This window comes from Pseudomonas saudiphocaensis (assembly GCF_000756775.1).
GTDB lineage: Bacteria > Pseudomonadota > Gammaproteobacteria > Pseudomonadales > Pseudomonadaceae > Stutzerimonas > Stutzerimonas saudiphocaensis.
Map to the genome: position 1 here is coordinate 2,231,236 of NZ_CCSF01000001.1, position 21,650 is coordinate 2,252,885.

The 21,650-nt window shown below is 63.7% G+C and carries 17 protein-coding genes; 10 read left to right on the forward strand and 7 right to left on the reverse strand.

Features of this window, described 5'->3' with window-relative positions; all coding sequences use genetic code 11:
* The first annotated feature begins 45 nt into the window (after positions 1-45).
* The 6 genes from BN1079_RS10290 to BN1079_RS10315 all read left to right on the forward strand — a co-directional run bounded on the left by BN1079_RS10290 (position 46) and on the right by BN1079_RS10315 (position 8,213).
* The gene (locus tag BN1079_RS10290; protein ID WP_037024155.1) at positions 46-1,275 is read left to right on the forward strand and encodes an ABC transporter permease; all 1,230 of its coding nucleotides are present in this window, start codon (positions 46-48) and stop codon (positions 1,273-1,275) included.
* A gap of 3 nt (positions 1,276-1,278) precedes the next feature.
* Positions 1,279-2,133, forward strand: a complete 855-nt coding sequence (locus BN1079_RS10295; protein ID WP_037024156.1) for an ABC transporter permease — start codon at positions 1,279-1,281, stop codon at positions 2,131-2,133.
* Between the two features lie 219 nt (positions 2,134-2,352).
* Positions 2,353-4,191, forward strand: a complete 1,839-nt coding sequence (gene ilvD, locus BN1079_RS10300) for a dihydroxy-acid dehydratase (protein WP_037024157.1) — start codon at positions 2,353-2,355, stop codon at positions 4,189-4,191.
* A 334-nt stretch (positions 4,192-4,525) separates the two neighbouring features.
* Positions 4,526-6,064: a nucleobase:cation symporter-2 family protein gene (locus BN1079_RS10305; RefSeq protein WP_037024158.1), complete on the forward strand. Its 1,539-nt coding sequence runs from the start codon at positions 4,526-4,528 to the stop codon at positions 6,062-6,064.
* Positions 6,065-6,308: 244 nt separating this feature from the next.
* Complete coding sequence (locus BN1079_RS10310; protein ID WP_037024159.1) at positions 6,309-7,691, forward strand: uracil-xanthine permease family protein; 1,383 nt, start codon at positions 6,309-6,311, stop codon at positions 7,689-7,691.
* A gap of 66 nt (positions 7,692-7,757) precedes the next feature.
* On the forward strand, positions 7,758-8,213 hold the full coding sequence (locus tag BN1079_RS10315; protein WP_037024161.1) for a metallophosphoesterase family protein: 456 nt from the start codon (positions 7,758-7,760) through the stop codon (positions 8,211-8,213).
* 3 nt (positions 8,214-8,216) lie between these two features.
* Here BN1079_RS10315 and BN1079_RS10320 read toward each other — a convergent pair whose 3' ends face one another.
* A complete protein-coding gene (locus BN1079_RS10320) occupies positions 8,217-8,732 on the reverse strand; it encodes a dihydrofolate reductase (RefSeq protein ID WP_037024162.1) in 516 nt (171 codons plus the stop codon).
* A gap of 86 nt (positions 8,733-8,818) precedes the next feature.
* Between BN1079_RS10320 and BN1079_RS10325 the strand changes: the two genes are divergently transcribed.
* Complete coding sequence (locus BN1079_RS10325; protein WP_037024163.1) at positions 8,819-10,213, forward strand: DUF2868 domain-containing protein; 1,395 nt, start codon at positions 8,819-8,821, stop codon at positions 10,211-10,213.
* Positions 10,214-10,306: 93 nt separating this feature from the next.
* Complete coding sequence (locus BN1079_RS10330; RefSeq protein ID WP_037024165.1) at positions 10,307-11,680, forward strand: GTPase/DUF3482 domain-containing protein; 1,374 nt, start codon at positions 10,307-10,309, stop codon at positions 11,678-11,680.
* A gap of 457 nt (positions 11,681-12,137) precedes the next feature.
* On the opposite strand, the gene phoU is transcribed toward BN1079_RS10330, so the two are convergent.
* The 6 genes from phoU to BN1079_RS10360 all read right to left on the reverse strand — a co-directional run bounded on the left by phoU (position 12,138) and on the right by BN1079_RS10360 (position 19,888).
* A complete protein-coding gene (gene phoU / locus BN1079_RS10335; RefSeq protein ID WP_037024167.1) occupies positions 12,138-12,866 on the reverse strand; it encodes a phosphate signaling complex protein PhoU in 729 nt (242 codons plus the stop codon).
* A 104-nt stretch (positions 12,867-12,970) separates the two neighbouring features.
* On the reverse strand, positions 12,971-13,798 hold the full coding sequence (gene pstB, locus BN1079_RS10340) for a phosphate ABC transporter ATP-binding protein PstB (protein ID WP_037024169.1): 828 nt from the start codon (positions 13,796-13,798) through the stop codon (positions 12,971-12,973).
* 64 nt (positions 13,799-13,862) lie between these two features.
* Complete coding sequence (pstA, locus tag BN1079_RS10345) at positions 13,863-15,479, reverse strand: phosphate ABC transporter permease PstA (protein ID WP_414860260.1); 1,617 nt, start codon at positions 15,477-15,479, stop codon at positions 13,863-13,865.
* A gap of 116 nt (positions 15,480-15,595) precedes the next feature.
* The gene (locus BN1079_RS10350) at positions 15,596-17,872 is read right to left on the reverse strand and encodes an ABC transporter permease subunit (protein ID WP_037024172.1); all 2,277 of its coding nucleotides are present in this window, start codon (positions 17,870-17,872) and stop codon (positions 15,596-15,598) included.
* A 344-nt stretch (positions 17,873-18,216) separates the two neighbouring features.
* The gene (locus BN1079_RS10355; protein ID WP_037024173.1) at positions 18,217-19,182 is read right to left on the reverse strand and encodes a PstS family phosphate ABC transporter substrate-binding protein; all 966 of its coding nucleotides are present in this window, start codon (positions 19,180-19,182) and stop codon (positions 18,217-18,219) included.
* 157 nt (positions 19,183-19,339) lie between these two features.
* Positions 19,340-19,888, reverse strand: coding sequence for a cysteine hydrolase family protein (locus tag BN1079_RS10360; RefSeq protein ID WP_037024174.1), 549 nt, complete (start codon positions 19,886-19,888; stop codon positions 19,340-19,342).
* A 302-nt stretch (positions 19,889-20,190) separates the two neighbouring features.
* Here BN1079_RS10360 and BN1079_RS10365 point away from each other — a divergent pair, with 302 nt between their 5' ends.
* Together BN1079_RS10365 and BN1079_RS10370 are read left to right on the forward strand one after the other, a co-directional pair.
* Positions 20,191-20,592 carry an acyl-CoA thioesterase gene (locus BN1079_RS10365; protein WP_037024175.1) on the forward strand — a complete coding sequence of 134 codons (402 nt, stop codon included), beginning with the start codon at positions 20,191-20,193 and terminating at the stop codon, positions 20,590-20,592.
* Between the two features lie 43 nt (positions 20,593-20,635).
* Positions 20,636-21,574 carry an AEC family transporter gene (locus BN1079_RS10370; RefSeq protein ID WP_171819332.1) on the forward strand — a complete coding sequence of 313 codons (939 nt, stop codon included), beginning with the start codon at positions 20,636-20,638 and terminating at the stop codon, positions 21,572-21,574.
* The last annotated feature ends 76 nt before the right edge of the window (positions 21,575-21,650 follow it).

The following is a 21,650-nucleotide window of genomic DNA, read 5'->3' on the forward strand; positions in this document are numbered from 1 at the left end:
GCACCCCTCCGCCTCGGCGAAGGGGTGCAACAACGGAGTATCGCTTTGACTGCTTTGACCCATGCCGAGAGGGACCTGGCCAGTGCCAGCCGGCGCAGGAAGCGCCTGCTGGCCTTTACCTTCGTCGCGCCGCTGCTGCTGTTCATTCTGCTGAGCTTCGTCGCGCCGATTGCCAGCATGCTCTGGCGCAGCGTCTACCACCCGACCGTGGCCGAGCTGATTCCCGCAACTCTGGAACAGCTCGAGCAATGGGACGATGACAGCCAGACACCGCCAGAGGCCACCCTGGCGGTCTTTGCCGAGGAGCTGCACGGACTGGCCAAGGAACGCCAGTCCGGCAAGCTGGCCGAGGAGCTCAACCGGATGCAGGCCGGCATGTCCAGCATGGTCAAGTCCACCGCACGCAGGCTTGGCCGGCTAAAGGCCGAGGAGCTCCCGCAGCAGGGTGTCGAAACCCTGCTCCAGGCTCACCGCAACTGGGCGAAGCCCGAGACCTGGCGCGCCGTTCGCCGAGCGGGCGAGGTCTACACATACCACAACTACCTGACCGCTCTGGATCTGGAGCACACGGACCAGGGCATCCGCCCTCGCGACACCGAAATCTACCGCCAGCTGTACACCAAAACGCTGAAGACGGCGCTGATCATCACGGTGCTGTGCGCCCTGCTTGGCTATCCCCTGGCCTATTACCTGGCCAGCCTGCCGAGCAACCGCGCCAACCTGCTGCTGGTGCTGGTGCTGCTGCCCTTCTGGACCTCGCTGCTGGTGCGCACCACCGCCTGGATCGCGCTGCTGCAGACCAACGGCGTGATCAACAGCTTCCTGCTCAGCAGCGGCCTCGTCGCCACGCCATTCGAGATGCTCTACACCTCGTTTGCCACCATCTTGGCGATGACCCACATCCTGCTGCCGTTCATGATCCTGCCGCTGTACAGCGTGATGCGCGGCATCGACCCGAGCTACATGCGCGCCGCAATGTCCCTTGGCGCACCCCCGCTGCCGGCCTTCGCTCGCATCTACTTTCCGATGACCTTGCCGGGGCTCAGCGCCGGTGCGCTGCTGGTGTTCATCATCTCGGTGGGCTACTACATCACCCCGGCCCTGGTCGGCGGCACAGACGGTCAGATGATCAGCAACATCATCGCCTTTCACATGCAATCGTCGAACAACTGGGAACTGGCCGCGGCACTGGGCTCGTTGCTGCTGGCGCTGATCCTGCTGCTGTACTGGGTATACGACCGTTTCGTCGGCGCTGGCAGCATCAAGTTGGGATAACGGATGAAGACACCTTCCTACTATGGCCTGTGGCATCACCTTGGCAGCTGGTTGCTGAAGATTGCTTCATGGCTGGTGCTGCTGTTTCTGATCCTGCCGATCCTGGTGATCGTGCCGCTGTCATTCAACAGCGAGCCCTTCTTCAGCTTCACCGAAGGCATGCTCAAGCTGCAGCCGGAGGCCTGGTCACTGCGCTGGTATGAGCAGGTGTTCAACGATCCCCGCTGGCTGCTGGCGATCAAGAACAGCTTTATCATCGGCTTCTTCGCCACCCTGCTGGCGACGGTACTGGGCACCTGCGCGGCGGTGGGCCTGGCCCGCGAAGAGATGCCCCTGCGCCGTTTCATCACCGCACTGCTGCTGTCGCCGATGATCGTCCCGCTGATCATCACCGCCGCCGGGATGTTCTTCTTCTATTCCACCCTTAACCTGGCCGGCAGCCACCTGGGCGTGATCATTGCCCACGCCGCGCTGGGTACGCCCTTCGTCATCATCACCGTCACCGCGACCCTGGCCGGCTTCGACTATTCGCTGGTGCGCGCCGCGCTGAACCTGGGCGCCACGCCGCTGCGGGCTTTCTTCGATGTGATTCTGCCGCTAATCCGCCCGGGTGTGATTTCCGGCGCGCTATTCGCCTTCATCACCTCGTTCGACGAAGTGGTGGTGGTGCTGTTCATGGCCGGCCCGCAACAGCGGACCATTCCACGGCAGATGTTTTCCGGCCTGCGCGAGCAGATCAATCCGAGCATTCTCGCCGTGGCCACCCTGCTTATCCTGCTGTCCATCGCCCTGCTGGTAACGCTTGAGCTGCTGCGTCGTCGATCGCAACGGCTGCGCGGTGTGCAGCTGCCCGACTGATCCACTCTGCCGAGACCGACCGCCCTTTCGCCGCAGCGCCCCAAGGGATTAGAATCCCCAGTTCCTGCCCATCTCCGGCGGATTCAAGAGCCTGGCCGAGGCAGCGGAGATCCCGCATGACAACCGGCCCCCGCCCCGACAGACTCACTCCGTTTGCCTCGGGCGTGCGGCACGCTCACCATACGCATTACCTGACCAGCCTTAGCAGGACCGATTGCCATGCCTGATTACCGTTCGAAGACCTCCACCCACGGCCGCAACATGGCCGGCGCCCGCGCCCTGTGGCGCGCTACCGGGATGAAGGACGAAGACTTCAAGAAACCGATCATCGCCATCGCCAACTCCTTCACCCAGTTCGTGCCCGGCCACGTGCACCTGAAGAACATGGGCCAGCTGGTCGCCCGCGAGATCGAGAAAGCCGGCGGCGTGGCCAAGGAGTTCAACACCATCGCCGTGGACGACGGCATCGCCATGGGTCACGACGGCATGCTCTATTCGCTGCCGAGCCGCGAGATCATCGCCGACTCCGTGGAGTACATGGTCAACGCCCACTGCGCCGACGCCATCGTCTGCATCTCCAACTGCGACAAGATCACCCCCGGCATGCTGATGGCCGCCCTGCGCCTGAACATCCCTGTGGTGTTTGTCTCCGGCGGCCCGATGGAAGCCGGCAAGACCAAACTGGCCAGTCACGGCCTGGACCTGGTCGATGCCATGGTCATCGCCGCCGACGATACGGCCAGCGACGAGAAGGTTGCCGAATACGAACGCAGCGCCTGCCCGACCTGCGGCAGCTGCTCCGGCATGTTCACCGCCAACTCGATGAACTGCCTGATGGAAGCCCTGGGCCTGGCCCTGCCGGGCAACGGCTCGACCCTGGCCACCCACGCCGACCGCGAGCAGCTGTTCCTGCGCGCCGGCCGCCTGGCGGTGGAACTGTGCAAGCGCTACTACGCCGAGAACGATGAGTCGGTACTGCCGCGCAATATCGCCAACTTCAAGGCGTTCGAGAACGCCATGAGCCTGGACATCGCCATGGGCGGCTCGACCAATACCATCCTGCACCTGCTGGCCGCAGCCCAGGAAGGCGAAGTGGAATTCGACCTGCGCGACATCGATCGCCTGTCACGCAAGGTGCCGCAACTGTGCAAGGTTGCGCCGAATATCCAGAAGTACCACATGGAAGACGTGCACCGCGCCGGTGGAATCTTCTCCATTCTCGGCGAGCTGGCCCGTGGCGGCCTGCTGCACACCGACGTGTCCACCGTGCACAGCCGGACCATGGCCGAGGCCATCGCCCAGTGGGACATCACCCAGACCAATGACCCCGCGGTGCACGAGTTCTTCAAGGCCGGCCCGGCCGGTATCCCGACCCAGACCGCCTTCAGCCAGAGCACCCGCTGGCCGAGCCTGGACCTGGATCGCGCCGAAGGCTGCATCCGCAGTGTCGAGCATGCCTATTCCCAGGAAGGCGGCCTGGCCGTGCTTTACGGCAATATCGCCGTGGATGGCTGCGTGGTGAAGACCGCCGGTGTGGATGAGTCGATCCACATCTTCGAAGGCACCGCGAAAATTTATGAAAGCCAGGACAGCGCGGTACGCGGCATCCTCGCCGACGAAGTGAAGGAAGGCGACATCGTCATCATTCGCTACGAAGGTCCGAAAGGCGGTCCGGGCATGCAGGAAATGCTCTACCCGACCTCATATCTGAAATCCAAAGGCCTGGGCAAAGCCTGTGCGCTGCTCACCGATGGTCGTTTCTCCGGCGGTACTTCCGGGCTGTCCATCGGCCACGCTTCCCCGGAAGCGGCTGCCGGCGGCGCCATCGGCCTGGTGCGTGAAGGCGACAAGATCCTGATCAATATCCACGAACGCACCATCAACCTGCTGGTCAGCGACGAGGAAATCGCCCATCGCCGTCACGAGCAGGACAAGAAGGGCTGGAAGCCTGCCGAGCAGCGTCCGCGCAAGGTCACCACGGCGCTCAAGGCCTACGCCCTGCTCGCCACCAGCGCCGACAAGGGCGCGGTACGCAACAAGGCGCTGCTGGACGGTTAAACCTCCTTGCCCTATGCCCTATGACGAGCCCGGCCAAGTGCCGGGCTCTTCGTTTCTTGCTGGCCTTTTAATGGCCTCTCGCCCCGCTTTCGGGCCCCGATTGCAAGTTCCGGTCATGCAGTTCTGCGTATTCGAGAACTGCCACTCGTCAGTTCGTCCTGCAATAAGCCGGCAGGGAAACAAAATAACGGCACATACCTGGCTCATTCACCACTAATACCCGCTTGTTAGTAACACTTTCTCGAAAAAAACAAATGTATACAAAAGACTGGCCATAGCGTCGACAACTTGTCTACATTAGGGGCACAAGAACAACAGCGAGAAAGGGATCACCATGAAAGCCTCATCCGCAAGCACGTCCCACGAGCGGCGCCCAGAGGACGAGAACCTCGGCGTCGGTGCCAACCTGGCCTATGGTCTGCAACACGTCCTGACCATGTACGGCGGCATCGTCGCAGTACCTCTGATCGTCGGGCAGGCAGCCGGACTGTCCGCTGCCGATATCGGCCTGTTGATCGCCGCCTCGCTGTTCGCCGGCGGTGCAGCAACGCTCCTGCAGACCCTTGGCCTGCCCTTCTTCGGCTGCAAGCTGCCGCTGGTGCAGGGTGTGTCCTTCGCCGGCGTGGCGACGATGATCGCCATCATCGGCGATGCCGGTGCCGGCGGACTGCCGGTGGTATTCGGTGCGGTAATCGCCGCCTCGCTGATCGGGTTGCTGATAACGCCGATCTTCTCGCGCATCACCAAGTTCTTCCCGCCATTGGTGACCGGCATTGTCATCACCACCATCGGCCTGACCCTGATGCCCGTTGCGGCGCGCTGGGCCATGGGCGGCAACAGCCAGGCGCCGGACTTCGGCAGCATGGCCAATATCGGCCTGGCAGGCTTCACCCTGGGCTGCGTGTTGCTGCTGAGCAAGCTTGGCAGCGCTGCCATCTCTCGCCTGTCCATCCTGCTGGCGATGGTCGTCGGCACCATCGCTGCGGTGTTCTTCGGCATGGCGGATTTCTCCGGCGTGCTCGACGGCCCGGTGGTGGCCATGCCCTCACCGCTGCACTTCGGCGCGCCGGTATTCCAGGTGGCGGCGATCCTGTCGATGCTGATCGTGGTTATCGTCACCCTGGTGGAAACCAGTGCCGATATCCTCGCTGTCGGTGAAATCATCGACACCAAGGTCGACTCCAGGCGCCTTGGCGACGGCCTGCGGGCGGATATGATCTCCAGCAGCCTGGCGCCTATTTTCGGCTCCTTCACCCAGAGCGCCTTCGCCCAGAACGTGGGCCTGGTGGCGGTGACCGGCATCAAGAGCCGCTACGTGGTGGCCTTCGCCGGCCTGATTCTGGTAACGCTTGGGCTGCTGCCGATCATGGGTCGCGTGGTGGCTGCCGTGCCCACCGCGGTACTGGGTGGCGCCGGCATCGTGCTGTTCGGCACTGTAGCCGCCGCAGGCATCCGTACCCTGGCGCAGGTCGAGTACCGCAACAACATGAACCTGATCATCGTTGCCACCTCGATCGGCTTCGGCATGATCCCGATCGCCGCGCCGAGCTTCTATCACCACTTCCCGGCCTGGTTCGAAACCATCTTCCACTCGGGCATCAGCTCGGCGGCGATCATGGCGATCGTACTGAACCTGCTGTTCAACCACCTGACCCTCGGCAACTCGGATCAGCAGTCGGTGTTCGCTGCGGCCAACGAGCGCAAGCTGCGCTACCGCGACATTGCCGCCCTCCACGACGGCGATCACTTCCGCAACGGCAAGCTGTATGACGTCGAGGGCAAAGAGGTCCCGGTCATCAGCCACGATGACCACGCCAGCCCCTCCCAGGAACCCCCTGCCAAGGTGACAACGGCAGTCCCGAGCAGCGGCTAAATAGCCAGCGTCACTCAGAGAAAGACAATGCCCGCCCTCAAGGCGGGCATTGTCTTTTCTCATATCTCCGCCAGCGGCTAGCCCCTGTATTCGCTGCGAGGGTGCACCTCGCACATGGAGCGGCGGGGCTTTGTTCCTGTGGCAGTGCAGCACCCGGCGCGAAGCTTCTGCCTGTTAGGGCACGTCACACTGTGCGTTCCATGCCCCACCCGGTAAAATCGCGCTCTTTTTCCAGAGGCCGGCCATGAGCGCTCCCGAGAATCACACCGCCCCCGAAACGCCGAACGACCTGGTCTACGGCCTCAACGACCGGCCGCGCCCCTGGGTCGCCTTCCTCGCGGCGCTGCAGCATCTGCTGGCGATCATCGTACCCATCGTCACTCCCGGCCTGCTGATCTGCCAGGCCATCGGTGTGTCGCCGCGCGACACCAATATCATCGTCTCCATGTCCCTGGTGATTTCCGGCATCGCCACCTTCGTGCAGTGCAAGCGCTTCGGGCCGTTCGGCGCCGGGCTGCTGATCGTGCAGGGCACGAGCTTCAACTTCGTCGGCCCGCTGATCGCTGGCGGCGTGCTGATGGTCGGTCAGGGCACGCCGGTGGAAGCGGTGATGGCGGCCATCTTCGGCGTGGTGATTGCCGGCTCCTTTATCGAGATGGGCGTATCGCGCATCCTGCCCTTCGTCAAACGCCTGATCACGCCGCTGGTGACCGGCATCGTGGTGCTGATGATCGGCCTGACACTGATCAAGGTTGGCCTGATCAGCATGGGCGGCGGCTATGCGGCCATGGGTGACGGCACCTTCGCCAACGGCGAGAACCTGCTGCTATCCGGCGTGGTGCTGGGTGCCATTGTCATCCTCAACCGCCTGCCGGTGGTGTGGATGCGCAGCTGCGCCATCGTCATCGCCCTGGCCATTGGCTACGTACTGGCAGCCTACCTGGGCCGCCTGGACTTCACCGGCATGCGCGAAGCCGACCTGTTCCAGGTCCCAATGCCGCTGCATTTTGGCCTGGGCTGGTCCTGGAGCCTGTTTATCCCCATGGTGGTGATCTACCTGGTGACCTCGCTGGAAGCCATCGGTGACGTCACCGCCACCAGCAAGATTTCCCGCGAGCCGGTAGAAGGCCCGCTGTGGATGCAGCGCATCAAGGGCGGCGTGCTGGTCAACGGCGCCAACTCACTGTTGGCCGGTTTCTTCAACACCTTCCCAAGCTCCGTGTTCGCCCAGAACAACGGCATCATCCAGCTCACCGGCATCGCCAGTCGCTACGTGGGTATCTGGCTGTCCGCCATGCTGGTGATCCTCGGTCTGTTCCCGGCAGTGGCCGGCGTGCTGCAGGCGGTGCCCGAGCCGGTGCTCGGCGGTGCGGCGCTGGTGATGTTTGGCGCCGTGGCGGCGGCGGGCATCAATATCCTCGCCGGTATCCAGCTGGACCGCCGCGCACTGCTGATCATCTCGGTTTCCCTGGCGCTGGGCCTGGGCTTCTCCCAGGTGCCCGAGTTCCTCGCACATATGCCTGCCGGGCTGCGCAGCGTGCTGGAATCCGGCGTGGCCACAGGCGGCATCTGCGCACTGGTGATGAACTGGTTCCTGCCGGAAACGAGCGATCGTTCGGCTGCCTGATCGACTACAGCCAAACCCGGGGCGCTGAGCACAGTCCAACAGGCTTTCGCCCCGAGGCAGATATCCATGCTCATCGGCCTGATTTCCGACACCCACGGCCTGCTCCGCCCCGAGGCGCTGGCCGCGCTACAGGGATGTGAGCGCATCATCCACGCCGGCGACATCGGCAAGCCGGCGGTACTGGACGGCCTGCGCGCACTGGCGCCAGTTGATGCCATTCGCGGCAATATCGACACCGCAGACTGGGCGCAGGCACTGCCCGACCGACTCGACCTGCAAGTCGGCGACCTGCGCGTGCATGTACTGCACGATCTCAAGGAATTGGATATCGATCCGCAGGCAGCCGGCATCGATGTGGTGATCGCCGGCCACTCGCATCAGCCGAATATAGAGCGGCGCGACGGCGTGCTCTATATCAACCCCGGCAGTGCCGGTCCACGACGCTTCCGGCTGCCCATCAGCCTAGCGCTGCTGCGGCCGGAAGGCGGAAATGCTCAGGCCGAGCTGATCCGCCTCGATTAGCGGTCAGCCGCGTTGCCAGGTTTCGAAGCGATACGCCGGGGCTTCACCCGCGGCCGGATGCACCTGACTCTCGATGCGCTGCCAGAGGCTTTCATCAAACTGCGGGAAAAAGGCATCGCCTTCGGGGGAGGCTTCGATCCGCGTTAGATACAGACGCTGGGCACGCTCCAGGGCCTGGGTGTAGAGCTGCGCGCCCCCAATCAGCATGATCTCGTCTGCCCCCTGCTCCCGCGCCCAGTCGTCAGCACGCGCAATGGCCGCTTCCAGCGAGGGGAAAACCTCTGCGCCGTCCAGTTGCAGATCAGACTGACGACTGACCACCAGATTGAGCCGGCCCGGCAGTGGGCGCCCGAGCGAGTCCCAGGTCTTGCGACCCATGACGATCGGCTTGCCGAGGGTCATGGCCTTGAAGTGCTTGAGATCTGCCGGCAGGTGCCAGGGCATTTGGTTGTCGAGCCCGATAACGTGGTTTTCCGCCAGGGCAGCGATCATCGCGAGGGGAAGAGAGGTCTGATTCATGGCGGCGAGAATAACAGAACACGCGTCTTTCCCGCTTCAGCACGGCAGAAGGTATTCTCATCCTGTATTCATGACCGAGAACACGTGTGACCGCCCAGCCCTCCCCCACACTCACCCCCCTTGATCGCCTCTGGCTGACCGAAGCCGTGCGCCTGCGCGAAGAGCATGCCGGGTTGTTGGACGACGACGAGGCCAACCGCCGCACGCGCGCCGAGGGTGGCGAAGCGCAGCAATTGATCGAACACCGCGCACTTTGGCTGGCACGCCGCGACGGGCTGGTGGAGGCGCTGCAGCATTGGCGTCAAGGCGCACGACTGGCGGCGCTGGCGCTGGTGCTGTTCGCTCTGTTCAGCGGTGCCGGCCTGGCCTGGGCGGCGCTGGGGGATGGTTCGCGGCCGGTCAATGTGTTCTGGGCGCTGGGCAGCCTGCTCGGGCTGAACCTGCTGATGTTGCTGGGCTGGCTGCTGGGTTTGATTTTCGCCGGCGATAGCGGCGGTGCGCTGGGTCGGCTCTGGCTTTGGCTCAGTGAGAAGCTCGCCCGCGATGCGCGCGCCGTGCAGCTGGCACCGGCGCTGCTGACTGTGCTGCAGCAGCGCCGACTTGGTCGCTGGCTGCTGGGGCTGGGCGTGCACGGGCTGTGGTCGCTGGCGATGTTCAGCGCTCTGCTGACGCTACTGGCCCTGCTCGCTACTCGGCGCTACGGCTTTGTCTGGGAAACCACCATTCTTGGCGAAAGCGCCTTTGTCGGGTTGACCCAGGCCCTGGGCGCGCTGCCGGCGCTGCTGGGTTTCAGCGTCCCGGATATCGAGCAGATTCGCGCCAGCGGAATCCTCGCCACCGACCTCGACGGCGCCCGGCAGAACTGGGCCGGCTGGCTGGTGGGTGTGGTGCTGATCTACGGCTTGCTGCCGCGTTTGCTGCTCGCACTGTTCTGCCAGTGGCGCTGGCGCAGGGGACGTGCAGCGCTGCGCCTGGATCTGCAACTGCCGGCTTACCGCCTACTGCTGGAACGCCTGCAACCGGCCAGCGAACGCCTCGGCATCCAGGATGCAGCGCCGGCGCAGTTGCACGCTGCTCAGAGCGGTGTTGGCCTGCAAGGCGGCGAAGGCGCGGTACTGGTGGGCATTGAGCTAGAGCCGAACCTGAACTGGCCACCACCGCTGCCCGATGGCATCGCCGATGCCGGCGTGGTGGATGATCGCGAGCAGCGCCGGCGTTTGCTGGAGCAACTTACCCTTACCCCGGCGCAGCGCTTACTGATCGCCTGCGATCCGCGGCGCTCGCCGGATCGCGGCACCCTGGCGTTGATCGGTGAGCTGTCGCGCTGCGCTGCCGCTACGCAAGTCTGGCTGCTGCCAGCCCCCGCCGGCGAAACACTGGATGCCAACCGCCTGCAGGACTGGCAACAGGCGCTGGACAGCCTTGGCCTGGCCCACTCCGGAAACGCGCCGCTGGCTTGGCTGGAGAGTGGCCATGAGTAACGCTTACCAACGTAGGGTGGATGTCGCTTTTTACATCCACCGTTGCCAGTGGTGGATGGGTAAAGGGTCATCCACCCTACGGAGGTCTGCACCATGAGCGCGCCGCTGAAACTCGCCCTGGTCGGCCACACCAACGTCGGCAAAACCTCGCTGCTGCGCACCCTGACTCGCGACATCGGCTTCGGCGAAGTCTCCCATCGCCCAAGCACCACTCGCCACGTCGAAGGCGCGCGGTTGTCGGTGGACGGCAAGCCGCTGCTGGAGCTTTACGACACGCCCGGTCTGGAAGATGCTATCGCCCTCCTCGACCACCTGGAGCGTATCGAACAGCCCGGCGAACGACTGGACGGCCCGGCCCGCACGGCGCGCTTTCTCGCAGGCATCGAGGCGCGCCAGCGCTTCGAGCAGGAAGCCAAGGTGCTGCGCCAGCTGCTGACCAGCGACGCCGGGCTCTATGTGATCGACGCCCGCGAACCGGTGCTGGCCAAGTACAAGGACGAACTGGCGGTGCTCGCCGGCTGCGGCAAACCGCTGCTGCCGGTGCTCAACTTCGTCGCCCAGCCAGGCCATCGCGAATCCGAATGGCGTGAAGCCCTGGCGCGACTGGGCCTGCATGCCCTGGTGCGTTTCGACAGCGTGGCGCCGCCCATCGATGGCGAACGGCGGCTGTACGAAAGCCTGGCGCTGCTACTGGAATCATCCAGGCCACAGCTGCAGCGCCTGATCGAGGATCACGAAGCCCAGGCCGCGGCACGCCTGGCCGCCGGCCAGCGGCTGATCGCCGAGCTGCTGCTGGACGTCGCCGCCTGCCGACGCAACGTCGCCGCACAACCGGAACTGGAGCGCGGTGCCATCCGCGAGCTGCACGATGCAGTACGCGCCCGCGAACAGGCCTGTGTCGAGGCGCTGCTGCGGCTGTATGCCTTCCGCAAGGAAGACGCCACCGCTGCCGACCTGCCGCTGCTCGACGGTCGCTGGGGCGATGATCTGTTCAATCCGGAAACGCTGAAGCAGCTGGGGATAAAAGTTGGTGGCGGCATGGCCGCCGGTGCGGCTGCCGGTGCGGGAGTCGATCTGATGGTGGGCGGCATCACCCTCGGCGCTGCCGCGCTGCTTGGCGCCATTGCCGGCGGCGGTGCGCAAACGGCACGGCATTACGGCAATCGGCTGCTGGGCAAACTCAAAGGCCAGCGTGAACTGACCGTGGATGATGCCGTGTTGCGCCTACTTGCGCTGCGTCAGCGCCAATTGCTCGCCACCCTTGCCGCCCGGGGCCATGCCGCGATGGACGCCGTGCGCCTGGAGACACCTGACGACAAGGCCTGGCGCGAGGGCAAACTACCGGAATCCCTACAACGCTGCAGGGCGCATCCCGAGTGGTCGTCGTTGAGCCCCGCCGCCCGCCTGCAGGATGGCGAGCGCCAGGCCGCGCTCGAGGCGCTGCAAGCCGAGCTGCGCTCGACGTAGGGGGTAACAGCGCAGTCTCGACCAGCAAAAGCACTATCAAGCCTGCCCGACATGCCGATATTGCCTCCGCCAGTGGCGGCGCTCCACAGCACCTTCCCGACGCAACACGTGCGTCTGCACCGCTCCGGTAGGAGCGAGCTTGCTCGCGAACCGGCCGACTCGGTTTATCAGAACACTACCGCAGGGGCATATAGCACAACCGCAAGCTCGTGAAGTGCCTAAGAGCTTCGCCAGCAAGCTGGCTCCTACGGGTCAGGTGCTGCGCCAAACACCGTGCCCAACCTAATGTAGGGTGGATATCGCCTTTTATATCCACCGCTCTGCCGCTCAATGGAGCACGCGATGGGTCGTTGCTTGGTGGTCCGTCAACCGGTGGTCCGCCCGGTGGATCGCCACCCGGTGGATCGGTGAAGCGTGATCCACCCTACGTTAGCTCTGCACTGCAGAACGAGCGGCGTCAGGCTGAGCTGTCCTTGGCGCGCTCGACCTTTTCCGCCATGCGCTTGAGGCCGATATGGCGGACGTCGGTGCCGTGTACCAGGTAGATCACCAGCTCGGCGATGTTGCGGGCGTGGTCGCCGATGCGTTCCAGCGAGCGCAGCGCCCAGATCACGTTGAGTACGCGGGAAATCGAGCGAGGGTCTTCCATCATAAAGGTGACCAGCTCGCGCAGGGCGGTCTTGTATTCGCGGTCGACGGTCTTGTCGTACTGCGCCACCGACAGCGCCAGATCGGCATCGAAGCGGGCGAAGGCGTCCAGCGCCTCACGGACCATCTTGCGCACCTGGTCGCCGATATGACGCACTTCTACGTAACCGCGCGGCGACTCGCCTTCCTCGCACAACTGGATGGCACGGCGGGCGATCTTGGTGGCTTCGTCGCCGATACGCTCGAGGTCGATCACCGACTTGGAGATGCTGATGATCAGCCGCAGGTCGGAAGCCGCCGGCTGACGACGGGCGAGGATGCGCACGCATTCCTCGTCGATATTGCGCTCCATCTGGTTGATCTGGTCATCGACCTCGCGCACCTGCTGCGCCAGCCCCGAATCGGCCTCGATCAGCGCGGTGACCGCATCGTTGACCTGCTTCTCCACCAGCCCGCCCATGGCCAGCAGATGACTGCGAATCTCTTCCAGCTCGGTATTGAACTGCTGGGAGATGTGTTGGGTGTGATTGTCTTTCATGTCAAAGCTCCGAAAAGCCGCTGAAGGCTGAAGGCTGAAAGCTGGACGGGGAAGCCTTTCGTTCAGCCTCCAGCCTCCAGCGCTCTTCTCGTCTGTTTACTTGGTTAGCCGTATCGCCCGGTGATGTAGTCTTCCGTCTGCTTCTTGGCCGGGTTGGTGAACAGCGTGTCCGTGTCGCCGTATTCGATCAGTTTGCCCATATACATGAACGCCGTGTAGTCGGAGACGCGCGCGGCCTGCTGCATGTTGTGGGTGACGATGACGATGGTGTACTTGGACTTGAGCTCGTAGATCAGCTCCTCGACCTTGAGCGAGGAGATCGGGTCCAGTGCCGAGCTGGGTTCGTCCAGCAGCAGCACTTCGGGCTGCACGGCGATGGTGCGCGCGATTACCAGACGCTGCTGCTGACCACCGGAGAGGCCCAGAGCCGACTCGTGCAGGCGGTCCTTCACTTCGTCCCACAGCGCCGCGCCCTTGAGCGCCCACTCGACGGTCTCGTCGAGCACGCGCTTCTGCTTGATGCCCTGAATGCGCAGGCCGTAGACCACGTTCTCGTAGATGCTCTTGGGGAAGGGATTGGGCTTCTGGAACACCATGCCGACACGGCGACGCAGGTCGGCAACGTCTTCGCCCTTGCGGTAGATGTTATGGCCATCGAGGTTGATCTCGCCTTCGATACGGCAGCCGTCCACCAGGTCGTTCATGCGGTTGAAGCAGCGCAACAGCGTGGACTTGCCACAGCCGGACGGGCCGATGAAGGCGGTCACGCGCTGCTTGGGGATGTTCATGCTGACGTTGAACAACGCCTGTTTCTGGCCGTAGTAGAGGCTCAGGTCCGGCACTTCGATGGCTACCGGCTCTTCTGCCAGGTTAAGGCCACGCTTGTCGCGGCCAAGAGCGGAGATATCGATGGAATGGGTGTTCGATTGCATGTGCTCACTCCGGGTAGAGCTGAAGCTGGAAGCTGCAACATCGCTGGCGGCTTCCAGCTGACGATTAGTGGTCAAGTGCCTTGTACTTTTCACGCAGGTGGTTGCGGATAAGGACCGCACTGAGGTTGAGTGTGGCGATCACCAGCACCAGCAGAAACGCGGTGGCATAGACCAGCGGCCGCGCGGCCTCGACGTTGGGGCTCTGGAAGCCGACATCATAGATGTGGAAGCCCAGGTGCATGATCTTCTGGTCCAGGTGCAGGTAAGGGTAATTGCCATTGAGCGGCAGGGTCGGGGCCAGCTTGACCACGCCCACCAGCATCAGCGGCGCCACTTCACCGGCGGCACGGGCCACGGCGAGAATCAGGCCGGTCATCATCGCCGGGCTGGCCATGGGCAGTACCACCTTCCACAGCGTTTCGGACTTGGTCGCGCCAAGGGCCAGCGAGCCTTCGCGGATCATCCGCGGAATGCGTGCCAGGCCTTCCTCGGTGGCGACGATCACCACCGGCAGGGTGAGAATCGCCAGGGTCAGCGACGCCCACATCAGGCCCGGCGTACCAAATACCGGCGCCGGCGCGGCTTCTGGGTAGAAGATTCGGTCCAGCGAGCCGCCCAGCACATAGACGAAGAAGCCCAGGCCGAACACGCCGTAAACAATGGAAGGTACACCGGCGAGGTTGTTCACCGCGATGCGGATGATGCGCGTCAGAGTGCCCTGCTTGGCGTATTCGCGCAGGTAAACCGCCGCGATCACGCCGAACGGGGTAACGATCACCGCCATGATGATGGTCATCAGCACGGTGCCGAAGATGGCCGGGAAGATGCCGCCCTCGGTGTTGGCCTCGCGCGGCTCGTCGCTGACGAATTCCCAGACCTTGGCACCATAGAAGCCGAGCTTCTGCGGCACCGACATGGCATTCGGCTGGTAGGCGCGCACCACTTTGCCGAGACTGATTTCCAGCTCGCGGCCATCGATGGTGCGCACACCGATGCTGTCGCGGTTGAAGGCCTGATGCAGCTCCATCAGCCGGCCTTCCAGCTCCTTGTATTGGGCATTCCACTCGGCGCGCTCGGCGTCCAGCTCGGCCTGGGCGGCAGCATCCAGTCTGTCTTCCAGCTCCAGCTTGCGCGTCTTCAGGCGCAGCCGTTCCAGGCCGTGGTTGATGCGCCCGATATCACCCTTTTCCAGCTGGCTGATCTGCCCGTGCAACTGGTCGATACGCTGAATTCGGCGCTGCAGCTCGGGCCAGGCGGCCTCGCCTTCGGCGACCAGACTGCCGCTCTCCTTGACGTTGAGCAGCTGCCCGTAGAAGTTGCCCCATTCGCGGCGCTCCAGCACGATCAGGTCCGCGGGCGTGCGCTCATTGCTCAGCCACTCGCCCACCACCCAGGTGAAGTCCGCGCCATAAACCTCACGGTTGCCCACCTTGAACAACTCGCGGGTCATGAACTCGCCGCCCTCGGCGGCAACCGGCAGGCCGCTGGCCGCAAGGCGCGCACGGGGCACTTCCTCGGCCTGCACACGCTCGCCGGCCAGCAGGCGGAACTCGCCGCCCGGCACCTGATAGTCGGCAACGACGACATCGGCCGGCCAGAAGTGCGCCATGCCGCGAATCGCGATTACTGCCAGCAGACCCAGGGTCATGATCACGGCGATGGCCACCGCGCCGGCGTTCATCCAGATCCAGGGAGTGCCGCTCTTGATCCAGTTTGTCAGGGAATCCTTTTTCACGGATCGATACCTTTAACGAAAACTTGTCGCAGCCGTTGGGCTGCATTCTTGCCGGTGCCCGCTTAGAGGCTGGCGTACTTGCGGCGCAGCCGCTGGCGAATCAGCTCAGCCAGGGTGTTCATCACGAAGGTGAAGATCAGCAGCACCATCGCGGCGAGGAACAGCACGCGGTAGTGAGTACTGCCCACTTCCGATTCGGGCATTTCCACCGCGACGTTGGCCGCCAGGGTGCGCATGCCCTCGAAGATGTTGGCTTCCATGATCGGCGTGTTGCCGGTGGCCATCAGCACGATCATGGTTTCACCCACGGCGCGGCCCATGCCGATCATCAGCGCCGAGAAGATGCCCGGGCTGGCGGTCAGCAGCACCACGCGGATCAGCGTCTGCCAGGGTGTGGCACCGAGGGCCAGGGAGCCCAGGGTCAGGCTCTTGGGCACGCTGAACACGGCATCTTCGGCAATCGAGTAGATGGTCGGGATGACCGCAAAACCCATCGCCAGGCCAATCACCAGGGCGTTGCGCTGGTCGAAGGGAATGCCCATCTCGTTGGACAGCCACAGGCGCATGTCGCCGCCGAACCACCAGTTCTCCATATGCCCGCTGACTCCCAGCGAACCGAAGCCCACCAGCAGGATCACCGGAATCAGCAGCAGCGCTTCCCAGCCATCCGGCACCAGCAGGCGGATGCGCTCCGGCAGGCGGCTCCACAGATAGGCGGCCAGCAGGATGCCAACCGGCATCAGCAGCAACAGGGCGAAGATGCCGGGCAGATGGTTTTCCAGATAGGGCGCCAGGAACAGGCCGGCAAAGAAACCGAGGATGACCGTCGGCAGTGCTTCCATCAGCTCGATCACCGGCTTGACCTTGCGGCGCAGGGCCGGGGCCATGAAGTAGGCGGTGTAGAAGGCTGCGCAGATGGCCAGCGGTGCGGCCAGCAACATCGCGTAGAAGGCTGCCTTGAGCGTACCGAACGCCAGCGGCGCGAGGCTCAGCTTGGGTTCGAAGTCATTGTTGGCAGAGGTGGACTGCCAGACATAATCGGCCTCTGGATAGCTCTCGTACCAGACCTTGCTCCACAACGCGCTCCAGGAAATCTCCGGGTGCGGGTTGTCGATGACGAAGCGCTGCAGCTGACCGTCGGATTCGACCAGCAGGCGGGTTGCTCGCGGCGACAGGCTGGCAAGGGCACTGCCTTCGGCCACCGACTGCTTGAGCAGGGTGCGGTGCGCGGTGCTATGGAAAATGCCCAGGCTGCCGCTGTCATCCAGCGCCAGAAAGCCCTTGCGCCGTTCTTCCGGGAGGATCTGGGTGATGGCGCTATCGCCCAGCTTGAAACTGCGCACGTTTTTCAGCTCGGCCTGGCCGTCATCGCCACGCACCATGAACCACTGGCCAATGCCGCCCTTGGAATCGCCAACCAGCAACGAAATGCCACCCAGCAGCGCGGTGACGTTGGTGACTTGGCCGTCGCCACCGAGCAGCTTGTAGCGGCCGTTGAGCTGCTTGCGACGCAGGTCGAAGACATCTGCGTTGGCCTTGCCACTGAAGGCGTAGAGCCATTGGTGGCGAGGATCGATCAGCAGCTTGCGAATCGGCTCGTGCACCTGGGGCAGGTTCAGGCGCGCCTGCTCGACGCTGGTTTCGCCGGTCAGCAGGTTTTCCGTGGTGCTGATGCGCAGCGCATGCAGCATGCTCTCGGTGGCGCCTGAAACCAGCAGGGTCTTGCCATTGCGGCTGACGGCAACGTGCTCGACGGCATTGCCGTCTGCGTCCAGCTCGATAGGTGTCTCGCCAAAGGGGTAGTCGATCTGCGGCGAGATGGTCCGGCGGTTGTCCGGGTAGCTGACCTTGTAGTTGTGCTCCAGAACCAGCACCTGCCCATTGTCCAGGCCCAGCGCCAACAGACGGCTGCCGGGTGTGTCCTGACCGATGCTGGTGATACGGGTGTCGGCCGGCAGCGCCAGGCTCACGCTGGACAGCTCGTCACCAGTCTTGAGCGCGAAGAAGCGCACCTGGCCATCGGCGCCCAGGCGCATCGCCACCTCGTTCTGCTCCTCGATGGCAAGCAGCAGCGGCTCACCCGCCTCGGCCAGCCAGGCCGGCTGCTGGACCTCCCTGGATTCAAGGGCGGCGCCCTGAAACATCGGCAGAACGACCTGGGCGAGGTAGAAGAAAATCAGGCAGATGGCGCCAAGCACCGCCAGGCCGCCAATGGATACATACCAGCGTGCCAGGTGGTCCTTGAGCGCACGCATGCGCCGCTTGCGCTGCAACGCGGGCGTATTGAAGTCCAGCCGTTGCGCATCGGTATTCGCAGTCATGGGCTCTATTTCGTTCATTGAGGGTTCCTGAGCCGCCGGGCTCTGACAGGCTGTTGGGACTGCCTGCGTGCCATCACTTCGTTAAAACAGGCTCGGCTACTTTCCAACGGCCCTGTGAGGGCGCCTAATCTAATGAAGCGATATGACAGAAAAGTTACAGCACCAGTCGGAGCGTAATAATTCACAAGCTCTTTAGGAGCTCCCAAGAGCTCGCGCTCCTTCCACCCGACCGCAGCCTGGATTGACCAAAGGCGTTATCCGTGACGCCGCCCGCTTAAACGACGATGCCCGCGACGCATAAAGCGTAGCGGGCATCGGTGCTGCAAGTCTGACGGCCATTGGCCGTCAGGTGCTGGCGGGGCTTACAGGCCCAGCTCTTTCAGGGTCTTGTCAGCTACGCTCTTGGGCAGCGGGATGTAGCCGTCCTTGACCACCACTTCCTGGCCTTCCTTGGACATGACCAGCTTGATGAACTCGGCATCCAGCGGGCTCAGCGGCTTGTTCGGCGCCTTGTTCACATAGACGTAGAAGAAGCGTGCCAGCGGGAACTTGCCAGCCAGGGCGTTCTCTTCGTTGGCCTCGAACGCTTCGCCACCCTTGGACAGCGGTACGGCGCGGACGCTGGAGGTACGGTAGCCGATGCCCGAGTAGCCGATGGCGTTCAGGGTGCTGGAGATCGACTGAACAACGGAAGCCGAACCTGGCTGCTCGTTGACGTTGGACTTGAAGTCACCCTTGCACAGCGCTTCTTCCTTGAAGTAGCCGTAGGTGCCGGAAACCGAGTTACGACCGAACAGCTGGATCGGCTTGTTCTGCCACTCACCGGTCAGGCCCAGATCACCCCAGGTCTTGATGTCCTTCTCGCCACCGCACAGACGGGTGCTGGAGAAGATGCCGTCGATCTGCTCGATGTCCAGGCTCTTGATCGGGTTGTCCTTGTGCACGAACACCGCCAGGGCGTCGATGGCGACCGGCACCGCGGTCGGCTTGTAGCCGTACTTTTCTTCGAAGGCCTGGATTTCGTTGTCCTTCATGGGGCGGCTCATCGGGCCCATGTTGGCAGTGCCTTCGGTCAGCGCTGGCGGCGCGGTGGAGGAACCGGCAGCCTGGATCTGAATATTGACGTTCGGGTAGCTGCGCTTGAACTCTTCAGCCCACAGGGTCATCAGGTTGGCCAGCGAGTCGGAACCAACGCTGGACAGGTTGCCAGAGACGCCGGAAGTCTTCTCGTAGCTCGGCAGGGCCGGGTCAACAGCCGCAACCGCGGTGGCTGCGCCTACACCAGCGGCTACAAAGGTCAGGGCCGCCATCAAACGATTCAATTTCATACCATGCTCCTAGCAAGGTTGTGTTCGAGTGTGTTGGTACGGGGCCCATTGTCTGTCGGCCTTGTGAACACTCTATGAATCGAATATGACAATCTGGTGACGGCGCCATACCTTCTTCCTCGGCCCGGCGGTCCTTCGCCGGGATCTGGGCCTCGGCTCAGCGGGCCAGGTACTGCTCGGTCGAGGTGACGCTGGCGTAGCCGAAGGCAAAAGCGGCCATCATCGCGGCATGCACCTGCGCTGCCGGCACCTGCACCCCGCCGAACTCCAGATCCAGGGTCGCGCAGGCATCGTGCAGAACGGTAACCGCGTAGCCCATATCCGCAGCCCCGCGCACTGCCGCATCGACGCACATATGGCTCATCGCACCGACCATGGTGATCGACTCGATGCCGCGCTCATCGAGCAGCAGCTTGAGATTGGTCTCGCGGAACGCGTTGGGGTAATTCTTCAGCACCACCGGCTCGCCGGCCTCGGGCGCGACAGCATCCTGAATCTTCACGCCATCGGTGCCCGGCACGAACGCCGGAACTTCGTTATTGGCAAATTCGTGACGAACGTGAATGACCGGCACGCCATTGGCGCGAGCATCGGCAATCACCTTTGCCGCATTGGCCACGGCCGCTTCGATACCCGTCAGGGGCAGCTTGCCGGTGGGCAGGTATTCGTTTTGAAGGTCGATGACGACCACTGCGTGCTTGCTCATATTCGCTCCGGACATTGACCGTAATTAATTGGGCCGAACTCAGCCCACCCCGCGAGCATCTCAGAAGCGCGCCGACGATGGGTATCCTTATTAGGGCGTACCCAGGCAATGCTTCGGAAGGACCCGGCGAAACCGATCAAAGAGTAGCCCGTCTGGGCCCAGAGCTGACCCAGATCAAACCGCGACAACGAGGCCCTGCAAGCCCGGTCGCTGCCGGCATGGACAGTCGTTATACTCGGCCCCCGCCCGTGCTGTTACCAGCCATCTCCCGTATCACGACACCCGCACCGCGAGCTTATCCGATGAAAGAATACGAACAGGAAGATCCGATTCCCCAGGGTGATCTGGCGCTGCAACTGACCGCCCTGCCACGCGAAACCAACGGTTTCGGCGATATCTATGGCGGCTGGCTGGTCTCACAGATGGACCTGGCCGGCACCGCCATGGCCAGTCGCGTAGCCTCGGGCCGAGTGGCCACCGTTTCCATCGACCGCATGGCCTTTATGGTGCCGGTGGCGGTGGGTGCGCAGCTGTCCTTCTACACCCAGACACTGGATGTGGGCCGCAGCTCGATCCGCATGCTGGTGGAAGTCTGGAGCGACGACCCGGTTTCCAGCGAATGGCGCAAGGTCACCGAAGCGGTCTTCGTCTTCGTCGCCATCGACAGCACGGGGCGTACCCGTTCGGTAAAGCCGCGCCGCTGAGCACAACGCAGAACACTTGCCTGACGCCTGCCACGCCGTCAGGATGCGGCAGACTGCATTGATGGATGTACCCGTGACCGCGCTTCTGCTTGCCCTCTGGCCCCTGTTCGCTCTTATCGTCGCCGGCTACTTCATGCACCTGCGCGGCTTCCCCAACGAAGCTTTCTGGCCCGGCGCCGAGCGGATCAATTACTTCATCCTGTTTCCCGCCCTGCTGTTCAGCAGCCTGGCCAGCGCTCCCCTGGACAACCCCGCCCTGCCGCGCCTGGCCACCGGAGTCCTGCTGGCGCTGGGCCTCGCCTGGATCGCCCTGCTGATCACCCGGCGCCTGCGTGGCTGGCCGGCCGCACGCTTCGGCGCCATCGCCCAGGGCATCCTGCGTTTCAATACCTACCTGGGGCTGGCTGCAGTCGGCAGCCTGTTTGGCTCCGAGGGGCTGGCGCTCGCCGCCCTGATGCTGGCGTTGATGGTGCCGACGGTGAACGTCATGTCGGTTTGGGCCCTGACTGCCGAGCGCGGCGTCAGCGCTCGCTCGCTGCTACTGCCGATCCTCAAGAACCCGTTGATCCTGGCGTGTCTGGCCGGTGCGCTGGTCAACCTTTCCGGCCTTGGCCTACCCGGAGGAACCGACCGCCTGCTGGGCCTGCTGGCCGCCGCCAGCCTTCCGCTGGGCCTGCTGTGTGTCGGTGCCGCCCTGAAGCCCCGCGAGCTTGGCGGGGAAGTACCGGCGCTTGGCTGGAACAGCGCCCTGCGCCTGCTGGCCGTGCCCCTGCTGGCGTATGCCGTGGCGCGGCTGCTCGGGCTACCGGCCATGGAAGCCACTATTCTGATATTATTCTTCGCCCTGCCCACCGCCCCCACTGCCTACGTCCTGACGCGCCAACTGGGCGGCGACAGCCACCTGATGGCCGGTCTCATCACCTTGCAGACATTGCTGGCCGCGGCCAGTTTGCCGCTGGTGCTGCGACTGTTGAGCGGTTGAGCCGCATACGGACATCCATCTTTATAACGGACATGGCGTAGCACCCATGAGCCTACGCCTTTGGCGAGGGAAACAC